Origin of the sequence: uncultured Kluyvera sp., from assembly GCF_902485085.1 — a bacterium.
Taxonomy (GTDB): domain Bacteria; phylum Pseudomonadota; class Gammaproteobacteria; order Enterobacterales; family Enterobacteriaceae; genus Kluyvera; species Kluyvera ascorbata.
In genome coordinates, this window is the sequence record NZ_CABTJS010000111.1 from 1 (window position 1) to 21212 (window position 21212).

Annotated in this window: 17 protein-coding genes and 1 tRNA gene; 5 read left to right on the plus strand and 13 right to left on the minus strand. The window is 54.3% G+C overall.

Going from position 1 to position 21212, the window contains the following annotated elements; genetic code table 11:
• From RDN66_RS13150 to RDN66_RS13200, 11 genes are all read right to left on the minus strand, one after another.
• Positions 1–60, minus strand: a 60-nt coding sequence (locus RDN66_RS13150) for a type I toxin-antitoxin system toxin Ldr family protein (RefSeq protein ID WP_308537909.1), incomplete at its 3' end; no start/stop codon positions are given.
• A gap of 397 nt (positions 61–457) precedes the next feature.
• Positions 458–1468 (minus strand): dipeptide ABC transporter ATP-binding subunit DppF, encoded by a 1011-nt coding sequence (dppF, locus tag RDN66_RS13155; RefSeq protein WP_123650937.1) that lies wholly within the window; start codon positions 1466–1468, stop codon positions 458–460.
• A complete protein-coding gene (dppD, locus tag RDN66_RS13160; protein ID WP_202217008.1) occupies positions 1465–2448 on the minus strand; it encodes a dipeptide ABC transporter ATP-binding protein in 984 nt (327 codons plus the stop codon). The genes dppF and dppD overlap by 4 nt, the downstream gene beginning before the upstream one ends.
• A gap of 10 nt (positions 2449–2458) precedes the next feature.
• Positions 2459–3361: a dipeptide ABC transporter permease DppC gene (gene dppC, locus RDN66_RS13165; protein WP_035893087.1), complete on the minus strand. Its 903-nt coding sequence runs from the start codon at positions 3359–3361 to the stop codon at positions 2459–2461.
• 9 nt (positions 3362–3370) lie between these two features.
• Positions 3371–4390, minus strand: a complete 1020-nt coding sequence (gene dppB, locus RDN66_RS13170; protein WP_035893089.1) for a dipeptide ABC transporter permease DppB — start codon at positions 4388–4390, stop codon at positions 3371–3373.
• A gap of 160 nt (positions 4391–4550) precedes the next feature.
• Positions 4551–6158, minus strand: coding sequence for a dipeptide ABC transporter periplasmic-binding protein DppA (gene dppA, locus RDN66_RS13175; protein WP_308537905.1), 1608 nt, complete (start codon positions 6156–6158; stop codon positions 4551–4553).
• Positions 6159–6937: 779 nt separating this feature from the next.
• On the minus strand, positions 6938–8905 hold the full coding sequence (locus RDN66_RS13180) for an RNA-binding domain-containing protein (RefSeq protein ID WP_308537906.1): 1968 nt from the start codon (positions 8903–8905) through the stop codon (positions 6938–6940).
• Positions 8906–9110: 205 nt separating this feature from the next.
• Positions 9111–9187 (minus strand) — tRNA-Pro (locus RDN66_RS13185).
• Positions 9188–9267: 80 nt separating this feature from the next.
• Positions 9268–10959 carry a kdo(2)-lipid A phosphoethanolamine 7''-transferase gene (gene eptB, locus RDN66_RS13190; protein WP_308537907.1) on the minus strand — a complete coding sequence of 564 codons (1692 nt, stop codon included), beginning with the start codon at positions 10957–10959 and terminating at the stop codon, positions 9268–9270.
• Between the two features lie 213 nt (positions 10960–11172).
• Positions 11173–12375 carry an MFS transporter gene (locus RDN66_RS13195; protein WP_035893094.1) on the minus strand — a complete coding sequence of 401 codons (1203 nt, stop codon included), beginning with the start codon at positions 12373–12375 and terminating at the stop codon, positions 11173–11175.
• A 173-nt stretch (positions 12376–12548) separates the two neighbouring features.
• The gene (locus RDN66_RS13200) at positions 12549–13256 is read right to left on the minus strand and encodes an autotransporter outer membrane beta-barrel domain-containing protein (RefSeq protein ID WP_202217006.1); all 708 of its coding nucleotides are present in this window, start codon (positions 13254–13256) and stop codon (positions 12549–12551) included.
• 157 nt (positions 13257–13413) lie between these two features.
• Between RDN66_RS13200 and tag the strand changes: the two genes are divergently transcribed.
• Together tag and RDN66_RS13210 are read left to right on the plus strand one after the other, a co-directional pair.
• A complete protein-coding gene (gene tag / locus RDN66_RS13205; protein ID WP_202217005.1) occupies positions 13414–13995 on the plus strand; it encodes a DNA-3-methyladenine glycosylase I in 582 nt (193 codons plus the stop codon).
• On the plus strand, positions 13973–14404 hold the full coding sequence (locus RDN66_RS13210) for an N-acetyltransferase (RefSeq protein ID WP_035893099.1): 432 nt from the start codon (positions 13973–13975) through the stop codon (positions 14402–14404). The genes tag and RDN66_RS13210 overlap by 23 nt, the downstream gene beginning before the upstream one ends.
• Here the strand turns inward: RDN66_RS13210 and RDN66_RS13215 are convergent.
• A complete protein-coding gene (locus RDN66_RS13215; protein ID WP_202217004.1) occupies positions 14382–16715 on the minus strand; it encodes a molybdopterin guanine dinucleotide-containing S/N-oxide reductase in 2334 nt (777 codons plus the stop codon). The genes RDN66_RS13210 and RDN66_RS13215 overlap by 23 nt on opposite strands.
• A 166-nt stretch (positions 16716–16881) precedes the next feature.
• Between RDN66_RS13215 and RDN66_RS13220 the strand changes: the two genes are divergently transcribed.
• Positions 16882–17541, plus strand: coding sequence for an OmpA family lipoprotein (locus RDN66_RS13220; protein ID WP_035893103.1), 660 nt, complete (start codon positions 16882–16884; stop codon positions 17539–17541).
• A gap of 138 nt (positions 17542–17679) precedes the next feature.
• The gene (ghrB, locus tag RDN66_RS13225; RefSeq protein ID WP_202217003.1) at positions 17680–18654 is read left to right on the plus strand and encodes a glyoxylate/hydroxypyruvate reductase GhrB; all 975 of its coding nucleotides are present in this window, start codon (positions 17680–17682) and stop codon (positions 18652–18654) included.
• A gap of 39 nt (positions 18655–18693) precedes the next feature.
• Here ghrB and RDN66_RS13230 read toward each other — a convergent pair whose 3' ends face one another.
• Positions 18694–19404, minus strand: a complete 711-nt coding sequence (locus RDN66_RS13230) for a DUF3053 domain-containing protein (RefSeq protein WP_035893105.1) — start codon at positions 19402–19404, stop codon at positions 18694–18696.
• Between the two features lie 420 nt (positions 19405–19824).
• Between RDN66_RS13230 and RDN66_RS13235 the strand changes: the two genes are divergently transcribed.
• The gene (locus RDN66_RS13235) at positions 19825–21198 is read left to right on the plus strand and encodes an MFS transporter (RefSeq protein WP_308537908.1); all 1374 of its coding nucleotides are present in this window, start codon (positions 19825–19827) and stop codon (positions 21196–21198) included.
• Positions 21199–21212: the final 14 nt, after the last annotated feature.

The window sequence follows — 21212 nt, forward strand, 5'->3', positions numbered from 1 at the left end:
CACCGCAATCGGAGCTGCCAGATCGTGCCAGAAAAGCACGCCAAGCTCTGCGAGCGTCATGTAGCCGCCTTGGTTGCAATAGCAACAGTTCGCGGCTATCCTTTGTTTGCGAGTCAAAGAATGGCCCCCGTTTTGTTGCTGGTTTATACCAAACAACGTGCGGGGGTTTTCTCTTTCCAGCAACTTATGCCGCCGGGGATCAAGCCCCCGCAACATTGCGCCTCGCCGGGAAACCCGGCTTGCCGACGATACTACTGCAATCAGCCCTTCAACTCGCCGTCGTCACCCCTTTTTCAGAATAGCGCCCGACCTGCCCGTAGCCCGGCCGAGCGCAGCGACGCCGGGATGAGTACCGAGTAGCCCCGGGGTCGGCGTAAACGCCTCGCCCGGGCTACAGGGACAAAAAAAGCCGCAGGGTTTTATCCCTGCGGCTCTGCTATCTCGGATGAGTATCGGGCTACGCCGTTTTTTCTGGATTCTCATCCTGATCGACTGCGAAACACGCCACCAGCTGGCCACCATACTCTTTCAGCTGCGGTTGCAGCTGCGTGCACTGGCCAAAGCGGCGGCGGCAGCGGGCGTTGAACGCACAGCCCGGCGGTGGATTCAGCGGGCTTGGTAGCTCGCCGGTCAGTTTGATACGCTCGCGGCGGTCGTCCGGGTTCAGACGTGGGGTCGCGGAGAGCAGCGCCTGGGTGTACGGATGGCGAGGATTGTTGAAGATCTGGTCCTTCGTCCCCTTCTCCACGCAGCGCCCCAGATACATCACCATCACTTCATCGGCAATGTGTTCTACGACTGACAGGTCGTGGGAGATAAAGACGTAGGACAGCCCCAACTCCTGCTGCAAATCCATCATCAGGTTCAGCACCTGCGCACGCACCGATACGTCGAGCGCGGAAACCGGTTCATCGGCAATCACCACGTCCGGGTCAAGCATCAGACCACGGGCAATAGCAATACGCTGGCGCTGGCCGCCGGAGAACATGTGCGGATAGCGGTCGTAGTGCTCGGTTTTCAGGCCCACTTTTGCCATCATCGCCAACGCTTTTTCACGGCGCTGCTCTTTGCTGAGCGAGGTATTAATCAACAGCGGTTCTTCCAGAATCTGCCCCACTTTTTTACGCGGGTTCAGAGAACCGTAAGGGTTCTGGAATACAATCTGGATTTTCTGTCGACGCAGTTTCTGCGCGTGTGGGTCGTGCTTGAGCAGATCCTGCCCCTGATAATAAAGCTCACCGCCGCTCGGCGTTTCGATCATCGTCAGCAGGCGACCCAGCGTCGATTTACCGCAGCCGGACTCCCCAACCACCGCCAGCGTTTTGCCGCGCTCCAGGGTAAATGATACGCCGTCCAGCGCTTTCACCAGGCGTTCCGGGGCAAACATCCCCTTCTTCACCGGGTAGTGTTTTTTCAGGTCAATTGCCTGCAGCAGCGGCTGCTGCGAGGTGGCCTCGTGCGTACTCATAGTGTGGGCCTCCCGGCATCATCGAGTGGGTAGTGACATTTCGACTGGCGAGCACCGTCAACGGTGTTCAGCTCAGGCTCTACGCTGCGGCATTTATCCGTCGCATACGGGCAACGCGGGTTCAGCAGGCAGCCGTTCGGGCGGTCGTATTTGCCCGGTACGACACCCGGCAGCGATGCCAGGCGCGCTTTATCCTGAGCAAACTCCGGCAGCGCACGCAGCAGAGCTTGGGTGTACGGGTGACGCGGGGCGCGGAAGATATCGCCCGCCGCGCCCGTCTCAACGACCTGGCCTGCGTACATCACGATGATTTTGTGCGCGGCTTCGGCTACCAGCGCCAGATCGTGAGTGATCAGGATCAGCGCCATGTTCTCTTTGCGCTGAAGCTCTAGCAGCAGTTCGATGATCTGCGCCTGAATGGTCACATCCAGCGCGGTAGTCGGTTCATCGGCAATCAGCAGCTTCGGACGACAGGCAATCGCCATGGCGATCATCACGCGCTGACTCATCCCACCGGAAAGCTGGTGCGGATACACGTCCAATCGCGAAGCCGGGTCCGGAATACCCACCTGGTTCAGCAGGTCGATGGCGCGCTGACGGCGCGTACTCTTGTTGCCGCCCTGGTGCACTTTAATCGCTTCCATAATCTGGAAGCCGACGGTGTAGCACGGGTTGAGGCTGGTCATCGGGTCCTGGAAGATCATCGCCACTTCGGCACCCACCAGATTGCGACGCTCTTTCTCAGAGATACGCTTCAGATCCTGACCGTTGAATTGCAGGCTTTCCGCCATCACACGGCCGGGATAATCAATCAGCCCCATAATCGCCAGCGAGCTAACGGATTTACCCGAACCAGATTCGCCGACGATGCCGACAACCTCGCCCTGATTTACGCTGTAGCTCACGCGGTCTACGGCTTTGAACGGTGTGCCTTCGTCGCCGAAGTGCACCGATAATTTATCTACATTTAATAACGCCATCTCGCTCCCCTTACTGCTTCAGTTTGGGATCGAGCGCGTCACGCAGACCGTCACCCATCAGGTTAAACGCCAGTACCGTCAGCAAAATTGCCAGCCCAGGGAAGGTCACGACCCACCAGGCGCTTTGCGCAAATTGCAGCACGTCAGAGAGCATGGTGCCCCACTCCGGCGTAGGCGGCTGTGCGCCCATCCCCAGGAAGCCGAGGGCAGCCATATCGAGAATGGCGTTAGAGAAACCGAGCGAGGCCTGAACAATCAGCGGCGCAAGGCAGTTTGGGAAAATGTTGACGAACATCTGGCGCATCGCCCCGGCACCCGCCACGCGAGAAGCGGTCACGTAGTCGCGGTTAACCTCCACCAGCACAGCGGCGCGGGTTAAACGGACGTAGTGCGGCAAGGCGACAAAGGTCAGCGCCAGCGCGGCGTTACCAATTGATGGGCCGAAGATAGCTACCAGCACCAGCGCCAGCAGCAGGCTCGGCAGTGCCAGCATGATGTCGACGACGCGCATAATGATGTTATCGACGAGGCCGCCGAAGTAGCCAGCAACCAGCCCCAGCACCACGCCCATAATCAGCGACAGCACAACCACCAGGCAGCCCACCAGCAGCGACAGACGCGCACCGTACATCAGACGGGACAGCACGTCGCGGCCCACGTCATCGGTACCAAACAGATGCGCCCATGTACCGCCTTCCTGCCACGCCGGTGGTGCCAGCAGCGTATCGCGGAACTGGTCTGCCGGGTTATACGGCGCGAGCCAGTTCGCGAAGATCGCGATAACCAGTACGATAACCACGTAAACCAGGCCGACAACCGCGCCTTTGTTACGCTTAAAGTAGTGCCAGAATTCCTGGAATGGGGTCATTGGCACCGGTGCGGACACCGTTTTGTTTTCAGTTACTTGTGTCATGATGGCCCCTTACTTCTTATGCCGAATACGCGGGTTCACCACGCCGTACAGCAGGTCAACCAGCAGGTTGACGAGAATAATCATCGTCGCGACCAGCAGCACCCCACCCTGCACCACCGGATAGTCACGGCGTTGCAGCGCGTCAATCAGCCAGCGGCCCAGACCCGGCCAGGAGAAGATGGTTTCCGTCAGAATTGCACCTGCCAGCAGCGTACCCACCTGCAGGCCGATAACAGTCACCACCGGCAGCATGGCGTTACGCAGGGCATGAACGATGATCACGCGCATGCGGGTTAAGCCCTTGGCACGCGCGGTACGGATATAGTCTTCGCCCAGCACTTCCAGCATGGAAGAACGGGTCATACGTACGATAACCGCCAGCGGAATAGTCCCGAGCACGATAGCAGGCAGAATCATGTGCGCCAGCGCATCGATAAAGTTGCCCGGGTCGCCCCAGATGGCGGTATCAATCAGCATAAAGCCGGTCAGCGGGTTGGAGTCATCAAGGAACACCATGTCGCTGACGCGTCCGGAGACCGGCGTCAGGTTCCAGTGCACCGAAACCAGCATGATCAGCATCATGCCCCACCAGAAAATCGGCATGGAGTAGCCGGTCAGCGCCAGGCCAACGGCGGTGTGATCGAAGATGGAACCGCGCTTAACCGCGGCCAGCACGCCCACCGGGATACCCACGGCGACGGCGAAAATCATGGCGCAGATACCGAGTTCCAGCGTCGCTTTAAAGCGCGGCACGAACTCATCCCACACCGGGAGTCGGCTTTTCAATGAAATGCCTAAGTCACCGTGCAATACGCCCCAGATATAGTGGAGGTACTGTTGCCACATCGGCTTATCCAGGCCGAGTTCGGCCAGAAGCTGGGCATGGCGCTCAGGGGAAATACCGCGCTCGCCCGCCATAATCATCACCGGATCGCCGGGGATCATATGCACGAAGGCAAACGTGAGGAGGGTGATACCGATAAACGTCGGGATCACCAGACCCAATCGTTTGAGGATGAACTGCAACATAACCCTGATTCTCTCTAATGACGGCCCGCCTGGTCACAGGTCGTCTGTATTGCTCACAAATCTGCCGCCTTTCTTAAACGCGAGAGGCGCAGATACGGCGCAGCTTCCCACCCCAAGGGGGGCAGGAAGCGTTGCGCTGCCGGTTAAGGCATCGTCTTTATTATTCGATAGATACGTTGTCGAAGTGGTGCTTACCTAATGGATCAACCACATAGCCTTTGACTTCTTTACGCACCGGCTCGTATACGGTGGAGTGAGCGATGATCAGCGCTGGAGCCTGATCGTGCATCACCACCTGAGCCTGTTTGTACAGCTCAATGCGTTTGTTGTGGTCGTCGGTTGCACGTGCCGGTTGAATCAGATCTTCAAACGGCTTGTAGCACCAGCGAGAGTAGTTAGAACCGTCTTTTGCCGCCGCGCAGCTGAACAGCGTCGCGAAGAAGTTATCCGGATCCCCATTGTCGCCGGTCCAGCCCATCATGACCGCCTGGTGCTCGCCCGCTTTCGCGCGCTTGAGGTCTTCGCCCCACTCGTAGGTCACGATTTTGGCCTGTACGCCGATTTTCGCCCAGTCAGCCTGAATCATCTCAGCCATACGGCGAGCGTTCGGGTTGTACGGACGCTGTACCGGCATCGCCCACAGCTCAACGGTGAAGCCTTTATCCTGGCCCGCTTCTTTCAGCAGCGCCTTAGCTTTTTCCGGATCGTAGCTGTAGTCTTTGACGTCGTCGTTATAGCCCCACATGGTTGGCGGGATCAGGTTCTTAGCAGCAACGCCTGCACCCTGATAAACGGCTTTGATGATCGCTTCTTTGTTGACCGCGTAGGTCAGCGCCTGACGTACTTTCACGTCATCAAACGGTTTTTTCTCGGTGTTGAAGGAGAGGTAGCCAACGTTCAGGCCTGCCTGTTCCATCAGGTTGATGTTCTTGTCTTCTTTCATGCGCGCGATGTCAGCCGGGTTCGGGTACGGCATGACCTGGCACTCGTTCTTCTGCAGCTTGGCGTAACGTACGGAAGCGTCAGGCGTGATGGAGAAGACCAGACGATCGATCTGCGGCTTGGTGCCCCAGTAGCCCGGGAACGCTTTGTACAGAATACGAGAGTCTTTCTGGTACTGAACCAGCTGGAATGGACCGGTACCAATTGGGTTCAGGTCAACTTTCTCCGGCGTGCCGGCTTTCAGCATGTTGTCAGCATATTCTTTTGACAGAATAGACGCGAAGTCCATCGCCAGGTCTGCCAGGAACGGCGCTTCTGGGCGAGTCAGCACGAACTGAACGGTATTATCGTCGACTTTTTTCACTTCGCTAATCAGGTCTTGCAGGCCCATGCCTTCAAAGTATTCATAGCTGCCGCCAGAGACTTTGTGGTACGGGTTCTGCGCGTTTTTCTGACGATCGAAGGAGAAGACGATATCGTCGGCGTTCACGTCACGCGTTGGTTTGAAGTCTTTATTGTCCTGCCACTTCACGCCCTGACGCAGGTGGAAGGTGTAGGTTTTGCCGTCCGGACTGATGTCCCATTTCTCAGCCAGACCCGGGACGATTTCCGTGGTACCAGTTTTGAATTCAACCAGACGGTTATAGATAGGTACGGAGCTGGCATCATAGGTAGTACCAGACGTAAAGAGCTGTGGGTTAAAGCCTTCCGGCGAGCCTTCTGAACAATAAACCAGGGTTTTTGCCTGTACGCTGGCTGCAACGGTCATGGCGACCAGGCTGAGACCCAGCTTCAGCATCCCTGACTTCTTCAAGGAAATACTCATTATTCTGCTCCAATGTGATTATGTGTTGTTTTTACCCTTTGCATTGGGTTACACCGCCTGACCTTATTTATTTTTGAACCGGCTGGGTCGATGCATTTAGAGGCGAGGGATTCCTTTCACTGGAACATCTGAGTTGCAGTGCGGATTCTCCATGAAATGCCCCTCATGCCCTACAATCTGTCAACAGAATGTGAAAACGTCAATACAGTTATCCGGGATTTGTATTGAAGGTGAGAATGGATGGGCAAAGATTAAAAAAACCCCGAAGCACTATTTTCAGCAGAGAAATTTATGCTATGGGCAAGAAGGCAGAGTAATCAACTTAATAATTTGCAACATTCAGCGATTAACAATTAGCCATTATGTGAAAAATTTATTTCGATATGATGATAATCTGAGCGATTAATGCCGCGAACGTTAAAACGCACAGCGGAAAATGCTGAGCTTAGCCATAAGCAGCGAAAAAAAAGATTCGTCTATGCATACGAAAATACAATGGAATATGTCACAAAATTGTGAATAGGCAGGGGAAGCGTTTGTGTTGGAACATCTGATGACTGACTCTCATCCTCGCCGATCTGCTTCATTTACTGTACGAAGCATTTAAAGGGGCTGAAGAACAAGAAATACGGCATGAAAAAATGCAAGAATAGTAACGTACTGCCAGCTAAGTTGAGCAGCGCTATTTGTTCACCTACGTTGTATTGAATCTGAAGGCAAAGGCTTTAAGGGGAGCGGCCTTTCCCGGTCATCCGCTCAGGAGCCTACTGGTAGTATGCCTAAGCGAGTGTATACCCTTGTCTTGGCGAATTAGGCTTGTTAGGAAATGCCAGCTTCAGTTGCTTTGAATCCACCATAGGTTTTAGGTAATTCTGGCGAATACTCTGCGACTTACGTCCTAACAATATTTCCATTACCGCGACAGATAAATAGTGCCCATCGCACAACTGGACAAGCAGTTCCTTCATCATCCCAGCTTCCAGCCGACGGTGCTCCCGCGATGGCGCAGCTAATGCTTCAAGTACATCCCGGAATCCATCGCTCAATGCGTCAAGATCATCAATAAACGGTTTATCTAGCAAGTGACTGATAAACCTACCGTATTCATCTCTTCCCTGATGACTATCTACTAAGTCAGGATCGCTATGCGTTAAGCTGATGTCACTATGCGTTAAGTTCTGTACGTTATGCGTTAAGTTCGATGTAGAGCTTAACGCATTAGCGAAGACTTCTTCCGGAGACGGTAACTCCATTCCAGGTAAGCTGTATGATTTATCTCGTTTTTCACCACTGGCGACAAGAAAGCCCTTATCCACTAACTTTGGAAATGCCAGGGTAACATCACGAGAATGTCTGCTTGTGAGCTGACAAGCTCTCTCGTGGTTTACCCAACCTTCTGTCGCCGCTGTGATAATGATCATTCGTTCGAGATCATCAAGCAGATGAAAACGTTGACCAAATAAATCATCAAGCAGTTCAGTAACCTCCTGTGATACAAGGCTTACCGTCGACAGCTCAAGCAGCGTTTGTTCGGAAGGCTCCGTTTTCTCATACAACTTTGGTGTGCGCCAGTTCGCCCATTTCCAACCACTCATTATTTTGGGCACACCAGAGCCTGCACGTTCACCTGCGCCAATCATTAAGAACATCTGGTGCATACGGCGGTTACGGCAGTCACTTTCCCCGCCCTTCACTGCAATTTCCGGCGGTATCCGCATCAGTCCAGGATTACGGAAGCCAAAAAGATCCGGCCTCCTGACCACTAAGATAGAGCTTCGGCCCGTGTAATCAGCATGCACCAGAGTATTAACAAGCGCCTCGCGGATAGCTTCATGAACTTTAGTTTCATCCAGCCGAATACCGTCCCGCAATTCAAAAGGAACCTTAAGGTCAGAAATGAGCTTTCGATATGTCCGGCGGTAAAAATCGAAAATATTGCCTGACCAGGAACCATCCGGATAGATGCGGTCGATCCAGCGAGAGTCAGGTTGCGTGTCATCCCGCTCACGATAATCGACAAAATAGTTTGGAACCGCATCCTGGATAGCATTCCAGGTACCAAACATCAGGATACCCGCAAGAGTGATACCTTCTTCCCCGCTCTGACGATTTTTTCGCCAGCCACCAATATTCCTGAATAAATCGATGATATCCAACTCCAGCCAGGGATGCTGGGGCTTCGCAACCGCAAAGAGGTTACGCCAGGCACGCAAACTGTCCTGATCGATATCGCTGAAATCAAACCCTGCCAGAATCCGATCATCACGACTATCCTCGGCCTGTTCCGCGAGCATTCTTTTGATTTGCTCTTCAGAACAGTGGCAGTCCCCTTCGTGGCGACGGATGTATGTTTCCGTCATCGGCTGGTTGTGAAGATAGACCGGCTTTTGCTCACGTCTTGCTATGGGGATCTCAATGACAATAACCGCTTTATTATCAAGATTGATGATCTGTACCGATTGATCGCTCAGTAAATTGACATTTACTTTTTTCTTGTTGTTCGCAATATCAAACAGTTGCTTCATAACGGTAGCAATATCGCTGATCCCCTCAACGATAAAGTTCCCTTTCTTTTCTCTGACGCCCAGCACAACATAACCACCACGAGTATTCGCCATCGCGCTGTATGTTCGCCAGAAATCCTCCGGCAGTTTACCTTTACCATCCGCTCCCTGCGCCAGCTTGAACTCCAGTTCAACTGATTCAGAAAGTGTTTGTAAGTCCAGCAAATCACTGACAGGAAACATAATCGGGTCGGCACCTGTTTAATTTAACAATCCAGGAAGGGAAAAGGACAACCTGAGCAAATAGTTAATCGTATTATCAATACAAACGCCTGCGGTGCATCCAAAATTTCAGTATCCATCTCAAAACGTATAATACATCATGTTCTCGGAGAGGAAGATTTGCTATAAACGCAAAAAGCCTGCTTATTCAGCAGGCTTTCCAATCTGGTCGGTGATAGAGGATTTGAACCTCCGACCCCTTCGTCCCGAACGAAGTGCGCTACCAGGCTGCGCCAATCACCGTACGCAGCAGATCTTACTGCTGCGTTTTTGGGTCGTCAATCCCTTATTAAACCCATGCCTTTTGTTCGGTGAAGAACTCATCACTGCGCCGTTTTCTTGCTTTCAGGCACGTGGCACCAGTTGTTGAATTCATTAATACCGCCATCTGGCGAGGTATAACCCAGACAACCCATAATCGTGTCGTACAGCTCCACGTGACGCTTCGGCTGCTTCATCTCCGCCTGCTGTTGCAGGTAAGCAAACGACTTCGCGTGGTCCGGATTCTGTAGATATTTATCCGACATCCAGACCATCATCGGCACGCGGAACTGCTCTGGCGGCGCCATCATACGCGGCGTACCGTGCAAACGCTCATGCTCGTTAATCGACTCACCGTGGTCCGCGGCAAAGAAGACAATCGCCTTCTTATCGCGCAGTTGATCGAACACGTTCACCAGGAAGTGATCGACATAGGTAATGGAGTTGTCGTAGGAGTTAATCAGCTCCGCCTTACTGCACTTATCGTCCACATTCACGCACTCAGGCTTCCACTGCGCAAAATTGCGCGGGTAGCGCTGGGTGTAGTTAAAGTGCGAGCCTTTGGTATGAATGATAATAAGGTGCTTACCTTTATCGCTCTGACGCGCCAGCACGTTTTGCAGCTCATCGGCCAGCAGCATATCGTCCACGCTCTTACCCCGGTTACGTGGCTCTGCGCCAATCTGCTCACGATAGGCGATGTTGTTCGCCATCGTATTGCTGTAGAACCACAGCTCACTCTGCATCGCCAGTAGATCGCCGGTAAAGCCCAACTGATGCAGCACCGCAAAGACGTTCTGCTCTTTCAGCGTACGCTGCGGGTTATCGCTTGCGCCGCCCTGGCGGACAAACATACAGCGCAGCGAAAGCTTAGTCGCGGTATCGCAGGAGTAGCCGCGGAACGCGACCAGATTCTTCTCTTTTGCCAGCCCCGGCGTGGTATTCCGCTCGTAGCCGAACAGGCCCATGTGATCCCAGCGCGTCGTTTCGCCGATGATAAACACCATGTAGGTGTCATCGATATCCTTTGGTGCTACATAGGTGAATTTCTTCGACGGGTCGAATAGCTCGCGGGTATCCGTTGATTCATCAATCTGTGTCCAGCCATAAAGACCCAGTGCCGCCACCCAGTTACTCGGCAGGTAAGAGTTCGCCAGAACGCCGCCATAGCTCGGCAGATCCACCTGCGACAGCCGCTCGGTCTCCTTCAGATGGATCTCCATCAGACGAATTGGCCCCCAGACCAACAGCGCTGACAGCAGCACCACCGCGATGCCGCGAATGCGGTGCCCCGGCGTACGCAGCTGATAAAGCAGCGTATCACGTGCCTGGTTAATCCAGATAAACACCAGCGGTACGATGCTGGTTAGCACCAGCCAACTGATAAAGTGCCAGCCCACCACCTCTTTCGACAGATCGACATCCGTGGTCATGACCGAAGCCACAATGCCATAGCCAATCACCACGTTTAGATTGGTCATGTAATAGCTGGCACCGGCAGAAATCAGCACCACCAGCGTTGCCAGCACCTTCCACAACCGGCGCCCACCAAGAGAGAGCACACGGAATAAGAAGAAGCTCACCAGCAGCGTACCGACCAGCTCAATAACAATGAACAGACCTTTCTCGAAACTGAAGTCCTGCAGATACCCCTCAAACCGACGGGACAATACGGAGAAATTCATAAACCAGCCGATGTAGACCGCCAGCAGGAGACTCAGCGTCTGCTGGGACATCGCTTTTATATATCGCATTCAAAAAAACCCAGAAAAAAGGGAAACAGAAAAACTGGTGCCAAATCACACTATTTATGGACCAATTAATATAAGCGTCATGCCAATACAGGCATCACATGCAAGCGCGGTAAGTAGACAACAAGAAAGGGGAAAAGTATGCGGTGAGAATGTGATCTGACCAAATATTTACAATATATTTGGTCAGAATCGACTTAGGAGGAAAGGTAATAATTAAGCGTGAGCTTCCTGCATAATTTCTGTTTTTGGCTGGCGAATCGTTGTAGACAGTGCCAGAGAGAGAATCAGCAGGGCGAAGATAACGCAGAATGTGATGTAGAACCCACCGAACATCGATGCAATCAGGGAACCACAGATGCTGCCGATACCGAAGCCAAGGTAAATCACGCCGTAGTTTTTTGCCAGGTTGTTCAGACCGAAGAATTCACTGACCAGCGATGGGAAGACGGTGATGGTACCACCGAAGTTAAAGGCGACGCAGGCAATAGCCGCAAAGAAGGTCACTTCATTCAGCGGCGCGAACAGCAGCGCTGCCATCCCCACCAGAGAGATAACCTGACCAATGGTGATAACGCGGATACGGGCAATTTTGTCAGACAGAATACCCAGCACCAGACGACCACTCAGGTTAGCAATGGAGATAACCGTTACCGCGTTCGCGGCAGTGGCCAGATCCAGATGCACCATACCCTGAGCAATATCTTTTGCGACACCGATGACGTACAGGCCGCTCATACAGGCGGTCAGGAACATCACTGCCAGCATCCAGTACTGCGGTTTGCGCATGGATTCTGCCAGCGTGAAATCATTCGCTACAACGCCGTTGGTGGTGGACACTGGCTGATTCGGTGCGTCTTTCATCAGCATAGAACCGAAGACAATCATCACCAGTACGATTGCACCCCAAATCATAAAGGTTTTTTCCAGCCCAACGGTTGCCAGCAGCTGGCTATCGATGAATTTGAAACCAAGGCTACCTAAACCATATGAACCGATGGAGAATGCAGAAATCAGGCCTTTACGCTCCGGGAACCACTTCACGCAGTTGGAAAGCGTCAGTAAATAACCCGCACCGTCCGCCAGGCCGACAATCACGCCAGCGCTCAGCCACAGCATCATCAGATTGTTAGCGTGTGCGGTCAGGAAGAAGCCGATACCCAGCAGGATCCCAGACGCCATGGTGACGCGTTTAACGCCAAAGCGTTCCTGTAATTTACCGGCAACGGAAGAAGAAAGTGCCAGGCCCAGACTTAACAGACCAAAGGAGAACGCCACCTGACTAACGGATGCATCCAGCTTGGTGGACAATGCGCTGTTGAACAGGCTCCAGGTATAAACAGAACCTAATGCGAATTGAGTAATGATGGTGCCGAACAATGTCAGCCAGCGGGTATGATTTTTAGTTGCAGCGTTCATGATGATGATGCCTTCTTAAATTAACTGCTGCCAACGATAACGAAGTTAGCATTTTCGCGGGTTTTAAAAGGCATGAACTGCATTCAGGACGGAATGAAATGCATCAGCGGCGGCATGAATGGCATTGCCAAATCATCACCTGCCGCTGGATTTTGTCAGATAAACATCGTAGATCAGAAGCGCGCGCTCACGCCCATCATGTAGGAGTAGTTCGTTCCGGCAGACATGTTATCGGCCTGAGAAAGCGCGGCATAGGCAGCCAGATGTGAATTAAGCAACATATCTGCCCCCAAAGTCACATCAACCCAATTGCCGTCCTGAGCCGAGGTTGGCGTGCGGTTTAGTCCGGACTGCGCCTTCCACTGGTTCTCACCAAACTGCTGGTTGTAGCTTACCTGTGCCCAAGGGCGGATCCCTTGCCACGGATGTGAATCAACGCGCCAGCCCAGCGTGCTTACGCTCGCATGCCACAGCGCATCGCTTTGCGAAACGCTATTCACCGTGTCGCCAAATTCGTTCCACATAAAGCCCGGCGAGCCGTCGTAGTGCCAGGTGGCGACAGGCCCCATGGTCGTACTTTCCGTCAACGGAAAATTCCAGCCGATGCTCATGGTTTTAGTGGCGTCCTGCGGGCTGTTATCTGGGAGGCTCGTATTAAGCCCGGCGCCCGCTTGCAACGCATCAATACGCTCTGCAAGAATGTCATCGTAGCGCGGTTGGTGATCGCTATCCCATGTATAGCGCTCGGTAGTATTACTTTGCGCATCAGACACGATATATTCCTGTTGCCAGGCATTCGCATGTGGGGAAAGTAACATCCACGCGTAACACGATGCCGGCACGACACATCGCCAGAAGCCAGTGCATTTCTTATTATTCATTAATTGACTCCACTAAAGAGCCAGATTCGGCAATTATTGTTATGTTTTTAGGGAAAAAAATCCCTGTAATAACTATTACTGTTTTCTTATCAGCGTCAAGCGAAGTGCAGGGTTTTATTGCCAGGCGTGACCCATCAACAAAAACAGGGAGAATCAAATGCAACGCTGCGGTTGGGTAAGTCAGGATCCACTTTACATCGCGTATCACGATACCGAATGGGGTGTCCCCCAAAGAAATAACCAGGCTCTGTTTGAGATGATCTGCCTCGAGGGTCAGCAAGCAGGGCTTTCCTGGATAACCGTGCTGAAAAAACGCGAAAATTATCGCCATGCCTTTCATCACTTCGATCCGGTTAAGGTCGCGGCGATGAGCGAAGACGACGTTGAGCGACTGGTACTGGACGCCGGTATCATCCGTCACCGGGGTAAAATTCAGGCCATTATCGGTAACGCCCGCGCGTTTCTGGCAATGGAGGCCAACGGCGAATCGTTTAACGATTTTGTCTGGTCGTTTGTCGATGGCGCGCCTATTGTCACCCAGGCCGCCGCACTCGGGGAAATTCCTACCTCTACGCCCGCGTCAGACGCATTATCTAAGGCGCTGAAAAAACGCGGCTTTAAGTTCGTTGGCACCACAATTTGTTATTCCTTCATGCAGGCCTGTGGGCTGGTCAATGACCACGTCACCCACTGCTTCTGCTATCCAGGAGTTCAGCATGATAAGAAAATGGAACACTAACCAGTTCGAGCCGTTGCTGGGGCTCTGGCTGGAAAGCACCACCTATGCGCATCCGTTTATCGCCGAGCAATACTGGCAAGAGAGCCTGCCCATCGTGCGCGACACCTACCTCCCCGCCGCCGAAACCTGGGTCTGGGAGGACGAACAACGGCTACAGGGCTTTGTCAGCGTGATTGACACGCGCTTCGTTGGCGCGCTGTTTGTCGCCCCGAATCAGCTTCATCAGGGGATTGGCAGTGCGCTGCTCAGCATGGCGAAGCAGCATTTTTCCGACCTCAGCCTGGAGGTCTACCAGAAGAACTGCCGGGCGGTGAATTTCTACCACGCGCAGGGTTTTCGTATTGAAGACAGCGCGTGGCAGGACGAGACCCGGCATCCTACCTGGATTATGCGTTGGCAGGCGGATTAAACGCCGTTAGCGTAAGCGACGGGCCGGTGTATTTTTCAATCCAGGCCAGCGCCGTGTTTCCCGCACACCCGTTCCCCAGCCGCGAGCTGGGGATATCTTTGGTCAGCACATTCACCGCCCCATTTTTGCAGATACCGTTCGCCTCGAGGTCTAAATCTGGCCACGCCCCTTCGTGCAGACAGATAACGCCGGGCTTGATGTCTTCGCTCACCACCGCTCCCGCCAACACCTGCCCACGATGGTTCCAGACCCGCACCAGATCGCCATCCTGAATCTGCCGCGCCTTCGCATCCTGCGGATGCAGCGTTAACGGCTCACGCCCGGCGACCGCATAGCGTTCACGCAGCGTCGTATGGTTGAGCTGGCTGTGCAGGCGATGCGCGGGATGGGCAGAAAGCAGTTGAAGCTGTTCCGGCTCCGCGTTACCGTGCCATTCATCAGGCTCCAGCCACATCGGGTGCGGCGGACAGTCGGGATACTGGAAGCTGGCAATACGCTCAGAGTAAATCTCAATTTTGCCACTCGGCGTGCTTAACGGGTTCGCCTGTGGATCGGCGCGAAACGCGCCAAATCGGACAAAAGCGGCGTTCTGTTCACTCTCCGGCATCTCAATCAGTTCGTTGGCCTGCCAGAACTCGGCAAACGGCGGCAGCGTCACCTGCTGGCTGGCCCCGCGTTGCCCGGCAATGTGGTAGAAGGCTTCCAGCCACTGGAGATCGCTCTTCTCCTCCGTAAAGCGCGCCCGCCCACCTGTTTCCCAGCGTTCGCTGAGGTCAGCAAACACCTCAAAATCATCGCGTGCTTCATCACGCGGCATCACCACCCGCTTCATCGGCACCAGATGCTGGTTACTGTAATCACCGGTCATGGTGAGGTCATTACGTTCAAACGAGGTCGTGGCCGGCAACACGATATCGGCGTGACGCGCCGCTGCCGTCCAGTTGCATTCGGAAATGACCACCAGCTCCGGTTTTTGCCAGGCGCGAATCAGCCGGTTGGTGTCCTGATGATGGGTAAAGTTAGCGCCACCCGCCCACCAGACAAAACGAATATCCGGGAAGTGTCGATCCAGCCCGTTATGCTGGTACGGTGCGCCGGGGTTTTCCAGCGCCTCGACGATACGCGCTACCGGGATTTTATCAACGGCATCAACGCCGCCTTTCACCATGCCCTGCATCGAGGCCAGCACCGCCGCGCGACGCGTCGGGTTACCGCCGTTCGCGAAGTGATAAGAGAGGCCAAAGCCGCCGCCCGGCGTACCAATCTGCCCCAGCATGGCGGCGAGCGTCACCAGCATCCAGTGTTTCTGTTCGCCAAACTGCTGGCGCTGCATCCCCCAGCCGGACATCAGCATGGTGGTATTTTTATGGAATATCTCTGCCAATTCGCGGATTTTATCTGCACTGATGCCGCAAATCGTCGCAGCCCACTCGGCGGATTTTTCCTCACCGTCTTCTTTACCCAGCAGATAATCAGCAAAAATCGGAAACCCGGTGGTATAGCGCGATAAAAAGTCCGCATCGTGCCAATTATTCACTAAAAGCGTATGGGCGATGCCCAGCATCAGCGCCACATCCGTGCCCATATGTGGCGCTATCCACTCCATCGACTCACCGAAAAACGCGACGGTTTCCGATCGCATCGGATCGATACAGATCAGGCGTTTACCGCTTTTCCGCAGCTGTTCAAAATAGGGCAGCCCCTGCTCATCGGAAGCGTTCCAGGCAATTTTCAGCGTATTCATCGGGTTGGCGCTCCACAGCACCACCACGTCAGTATGCTCCAGCACCATCGGCCAGCTGGTCTGCTGCTGGTAGACCTCATTGCCGCCCACCACGTGCGGCATGATGGCCTGCGCCGCGCCGGTAGAATAATCGCCCAGATGCCCGGTGTAGCCGCCTGCCAGGCTCATGTAGCGCTGGAGCAGCGTCGCCGCCTTATGCAGCACGCCGTTAGAGCGCCAACCGTAGGAGCCCGCAAAAATCGACGACGGCCCGTAGCTTTCGCGAATGCGGCGGTGCTGCCTATCTATCAGCGTCAGCGCCTCATCCCAGCTCACTCGCACAAATTCATCCTGCCCGCGAATGCCCTGTGGGCGACTCGGTGAAGCCAGAAATCCTTTACGCACCATCGGGTAACGCACCCGCGTTTTACTGTGTACCTGATCGCGCACCACGCTCTGCAACGAGTTATCGAATGACGTTTTCAGCGCACCGCGTGAAGAGAGCACGCGCTCGCCATCGGTTTCAACCAGCATAGGGCCCCAATGGGCAGCGGTCAGGATAGTTTTCGTGGTCGGTGAGTGTGGCAAAGCGTGCTCCTGGATAGCTGATGCAGGTGATTCGGCGATGTTTTGTTCATCGCTCAATGTTTTTTACAAAAAGACAAAATCTCCCGGGAATTTTCCCCGGTTTTGCACGTCATAATCAACCGCCACACCTGCCGTGGCAAAGAATAAAAAGGATTAAGGAAATAAGATGAAAAAACGCATGCTCATGATTGCGGCCCTGGTTAGCGGCGCACTGGCAGTTTCTGGCTGTACCACCAACCCGTACACTGGCGAACAGGAAGCCAGCAAAACCGGCATCGGCGCAGGCCTCGGAACCTTAGTGGGCGCGGGTATCGGCGCACTGGCATCCTCTAAACACGACCGCGGCAAAGGTGCGCTGATTGGCGCCGCCGCAGGTGCAGCCGTCGGCGGTGGCGTGGGTTACTACATGGATGCCCAGGAAGCCAAGCTGCGTCAGAAAATGCAGGGAACCGGCGTGAGCGTTACGCGTAATGGCAACAACATCGTGTTGAATATGCCAAACAACGTCACCTTCGACAGCTCCTCTTCTACGCTGAAACCAGCAGGTGCCAATACCCTGACCGGCGTGGCAATGGTGCTGAAAGAGTACGAAAAAACCGCCGTGAACGTGGTCGGCTATACCGACAGCACCGGCAGCCAGCAGTTGAACATGACGCTGTCCCAGCAGCGCGCTGACTCCGTAGCCAGCTCGCTTATCACTCAGGGCGTGGCCGCTGCCCGCATCCGTACTTCCGGCATGGGCCCGGCGAATCCTATCGCCAGCAATAGTACCGCCGAAGGCAAAGCGCAGAACCGTCGCGTAGAAATCACCTTAAGCCCGCAGTAATCTCTCTGCCGGACAGGGCTTGCCCCCTGCCCGGCGTTCATCCCTCCCCATTTTCTGGGCTGGTACTTTTCGCCCCGCTGTGGGATTGTTAAGCCTGCTAACGATCAACTCTTCTCTCTTCAATCCATGGAGATCCCCATGAAGCCGTCCGTTATTCTCTACAAAGCCCTGCCCGACGATTTGTTACAACGCCTGAACGACAACTTCACCGTCACCCGCGTGCCAAACCTGCACCCAGAGACCGTACAGCAGCACGCCGATGCCTTTGCGAATGCCGTTGGGCTGCTGGGTTCCAGCGAAAACGTAGATACCGCTTTGCTGGAGAACATGCCGAAGCTGCGTGCCGCTTCCACTATTTCCGTGGGCTATGACAATTTTGATGTAGATGCGCTGAACAATCGTCGCGTTCTGCTGATGCACACGCCAACCGTGCTGACTGAAACCGTGGCCGATACGTTGATGGCGCTGGTATTAAGCTCTGCTCGTCGCGTGGTTGAAGTTGCCGAGCGTGTAAAAGCAGGCGAGTGGAAACAGGGCATCGGCCCTGACTGGTTCGGCATCGATGTCCACCACAAGACGCTGGGGATCGTCGGGATGGGGCGCATTGGCATGGCACTCGCCCAGCGCGCGCACTTCGGTTTCAATATGCCAATTCTCTACAATGCACGACGCCACCATCCACAAGCGGAAGAGCGCTTTAACGCCCGCTATTGTGATTTAAATACGCTGCTGGCCGAGGCAGATTTTGTCTGCCTGATCCTGCCGCTCACCGAGGAAACCCACCATCTGTTCGGCGCAGAGCAGTTCGCACGGATGAAGTCATCCGCCATCTTCATTAACGCCGGTCGTGGCCCGGTAGTGGATGAACAGGCGCTGATTGCCGCGCTGCAAAATGGCGATATCCACGCCGCGGGGCTGGACGTGTTTGAGCAAGAGCCGTTGCCGGTGAACTCGCCGTTGCTGAAGCTACCTAACGTGGTGGCGCTGCCGCATATCGGTTCCGCGACGCATGAAACCCGCTACAACATGGCGGCCTGTGCGGTGGATAACCTGATTGATGCGCTGAAGGGGAACGTTGAGAAGAACTGCGTGAACCCGCAGGTTGCGGGATAAAACGACGCTGCCCGACGTGATGCCGGGCAGCCATAATGCTTATTTTGTCGCGTTAACTGCCGCGGTCCACGCCTGGCTAAACGCCTGGTGCTGTGCCGCCAGCGGGCCAATCAGTGAATTATACTGACTCGCCTGCTGTGAAGTCGGGAACTGAATACCGTTCGCGACAAAGCTCACCTGAGTGCCCTGTTGCGCCACGAAATCACCGACCTGCACCAGCTGCTGGGTAAACACCTGCGCAGCGGGAATCAGCGGCTGCAGCGCATCGGACGGGCCGGTCACGACTTTGCTGTAAACCTGATCAAATACAGGCTTGAGATCATCAGCCTGTTTCAGCGCAGCATGCGCGGCATCAGCCTGCATTTTCGCATTCTGCAGCTGCTGGCTCAGCACACCCAGTGAACCATTAGCTTGACGCAGCGGTTCGCGCTGGGTCATGTAATCTTGCGGTACGCGAATCGCGTTAACGCTATCGACAACCGGACGTAAACCGGCATCCATCGCCTGGCTTACCTGCTGTGAGTAGCCATAAATGACGGCATAGTCGGAAACAAACGGTCCGAACTGTTTTTTCTGGTCAGCGGTCAGCGTCGGCAGGCGTTCACCGCCACGCATTACCGTATTCTGCAGGAAATCGACGAATGCTTTACGCTGATCGCCTTCCTTATCAAAACACCCACTCAGGCTAACCACCATTAATATCGCCGCAACAGGCGCAAACCAGCGAGAGCAGGACTTTCCTGACGCCATTTTAATACTCCTTCAGCCAAAAAAAAGCGCAAACCGGCACACGCGTGCCCAACGGTGACAAGGATAGTCCAGAGCCGCGCCGCAAGATACCTTTTTCATACGTTCTCCAGCGGTTCGCGCACATTGTTAATTGATTGTTGCATACATCACATTTATCACGATGAAATCACGATAACTAAATAGACATAAGAATATGATATTCCTTTGTTTTTCACCCATCAATGCACCCACTTCGCATTGAGAGAACGATAATCGCACACTTCCTGGCCACGGTGGATTGTTGTCCTGCTGCATAAGTGATTTTATTTAATGAACGATTAACGACAAAGCGTTCGATAATCGCCCAATTACCTCAATACCGGCGAGAAAGATAAGCGTTGAAAAAACCACTTACTCGCACCGCTTAGCAGGAATTACCGCATGACAACACAGACAACAACGGATATTCAGGCTTTTATCAACCGCAACCCCTTCTCAAAGTACCAGTGGATGATTCTGGTACTGTGCTTTATCACCGTCGCGCTGGACGGCTTCGATACCGCCATTATTGGCTTCATCGCATCCGATCTGGTTCAGGAATGGGGCGTACAAAAATCTGACCTTGGTCCGGTGATGAGCGCCGCGCTGGTAGGCCTTGCCGTCGGCGCGCTGACCGCAGGGCCGATGGCCGACCGCATTGGGCGCAAAAAAGTGCTGGTGCTATCGATCCTGGTCTTTGGCGGCTTCAGTCTGATTACCGCTTTTGCTACTTCGCTGACGCAGCTGACCGTTCTACGTTTCTTAACCGGGCTGGGGCTGGGTGCCGCCATGCCAAACGCCGCAACGCTCATGAGCGAGTACGCGCCGGAGCGCCGTCGCGCACTGCTGGTGAACCTGATGTTCGTTGGTTTCCCGATTGGTTCTTCGCTCGGTGGGTTTATCTCTGCATGGATGATTCCACACTACGGCTGGCAGAGCGTACTGGTGCTGGGCGGCGTCATGCCGCTGGCGTTGGCAGTCGCGTTAATTTTCATGTTGCCAGAATCGGCTCGCTATCTGGCAGTAAAAAACCGTTCTCAACAGCAGATTGCCAATATTCTGCGCCACATTGCCGCGCTGCCAGAAAACACCCGGTTTGTCCTGCAAGAGGCTGGTCAGGTCAAGGAGCAGTCAGCGCTGGGGGTTATCTTCTCGCCGCGCTACCTGGTGGGCACCATCATGCTGTGCCTGACCTACTTTATGGGTCTGCTTATCTTCTATCTGCTGACCAGCTGGCTGCCGCTGTTAATTCGTGAGACTGGCGCAACGCTGAGCCAGGCTTCCGTGATTACCGCGCTGTTCCCACTCGGCGGAGGGATTGGCGTGCTGGTATTAGGCGCGTTGATGGACAAAATCAACCCGAATAAAGTCGTTGCCGTGGGCTACCTATTAACCGGAGTCTTTGTTTGTCTGGTTGGTTTCTCAACCAGTAATCTGGTGCTGATGGGCGTCATGGTGTTTATCGCCGGGACGATTATGAACGGCGCGCAGTCATCCATGCCTGCGTTGGCCGCTGGGTTTTACCCAACGCAGGGCCGAGCAACGGGCGTAGCCTGGATGCTGGGACTAGGCCGCTTTGGGGGTATCCTCGGCGCATTTAGCGGTGCATTCCTGATGCAGGCAGAGCTCTCCTTTAAAACCATTTTCGCTCTGCTGGCCATACCCGCGGTCCTGTCGGCCATCGCGCTGATGGTGAAGTACATCGCCGGTAAAAATCAGCACAATCAAGGCGACAACGCAGCGGCAGCGTTAGCGGAATCGGCGCAAAAAGTCTGATATTTAGCCCCGGC